Source organism: Pseudarthrobacter lactosi (assembly GCF_055412785.1).
In genome coordinates, this window is sequence record NZ_JBVAYS010000014.1 from 1 (window position 1) to 1,470 (window position 1,470).

A 1,470-nucleotide genomic window follows, 5' to 3' on the forward strand; every position below is an offset into this window, starting at 1 on the left:
CGCCCGTACCCCAAACCGACACAGGTGATCAGGTAGAGAATACTAAGGCGATCGAGAGAATTATGGTTAAGGAACTCGGCAAAATGCCCCCGTAACTTCGGGAGAAGGGGGGCCCCAACCTTGAACACCACTTGCTGGTGGGAGGGGATCGGGGCCGCAGAGACCAGGGGGAAGCGACTGTTTACTAAAAACACAGGTCCGTGCGAAGTCGCAAGACGATGTATACGGACTGACTCCTGCCCGGTGCTGGAAGGTTAAGAGGACCGGTTAGCCTTACGGCGAAGCTGAGAATTCAAGCCCCAGTAAACGGCGGTGGTAACTATAACCATCCTAAGGTAGCGAAATTCCTTGTCGGGTAAGTTCCGACCTGCACGAATGGAGTAACGACTTCCCCGCTGTCTCAACCATAAACTCGGCGAAATTGCAGTACGAGTAAAGATGCTCGTTACGCGCAGCAGGACGGAAAGACCCCGAGACCTTTACTATAGTTTGGTATTGGTGTTCGGAGTGGCTTGTGTAGGATAGGTGGGAGACGTTGAAGCCCGGACGCCAGTTCGGGTGGAGTCATCGTTGAAATACCACTCTGGTCACTTTGGACATCTAACTTCGGCCCGTAATCCGGGTCAGGGACAGTGCCTGATGGGTAGTTTAACTGGGGCGGTTGCCTCCTAAAAAGTAACGGAGGCGCCCAAAGGTTCCCTCAGCCTGGTTGGCAATCAGGTGTCGAGTGTAAGTGCACAAGGGAGCTTGACTGTGAGAGAGACATCTCGAGCAGGGACGAAAGTCGGGACTAGTGATCCGGCGGTACATTGTGGAATGGCCGTCGCTCAACGGATAAAAGGTACCTCGGGGATAACAGGCTGATCTTGCCCAAGAGTCCATATCGACGGCATGGTTTGGCACCTCGATGTCGGCTCGTCGCATCCTGGGGCTGGAGTAGGTCCCAAGGGTTGGGCTGTTCGCCCATTAAAGCGGTACGCGAGCTGGGTTTAGAACGTCGTGAGACAGTTCGGTCCCTATCCGCTGCGCGCGCAGGAAATTTGAGAAGGGCTGTCCTTAGTACGAGAGGACCGGGACGGACGAACCTCTGGTGTGTCAGTTGTACTGCCAAGTGCACCGCTGATTAGCTACGTTCGGATGGGATAACCGCTGAAAGCATCTAAGCGGGAAGCTCGCTTCGAGATGAGATTTCCATACACCTTGTGTGTGAGAGGCCCCCAGCCAGACCACTGGGTTGATAGGCCGGATGTGGAAGCGAGGACTAACGACTCGTGAAGCTGACCGGTACTAATAGGCCGATAACTTACACCACACACCACCCCCGCAAACCTATTCAAAAGAGGTTTACGACACGGGGTGGTAAAAAGAAAACAAGACTGCTTGCGTCCACTATGTGGTTCCCAAACAACAAACCCGCTACCCGCGGCACCGTTGCACAGGAACAAAACACAACAACATAACAACACCACA

The 1,470-nt window shown here is 54.0% G+C and carries 1 rRNA gene; it reads left to right on the forward strand.

The window, feature by feature from the left end:
* A 23S ribosomal RNA gene (locus tag ACZY0Q_RS21000) occupies window positions 1–1,312 on the forward strand; the annotation flags it as partial.
* Between the last annotated feature and the right edge of the window lie 158 nt (window positions 1,313–1,470).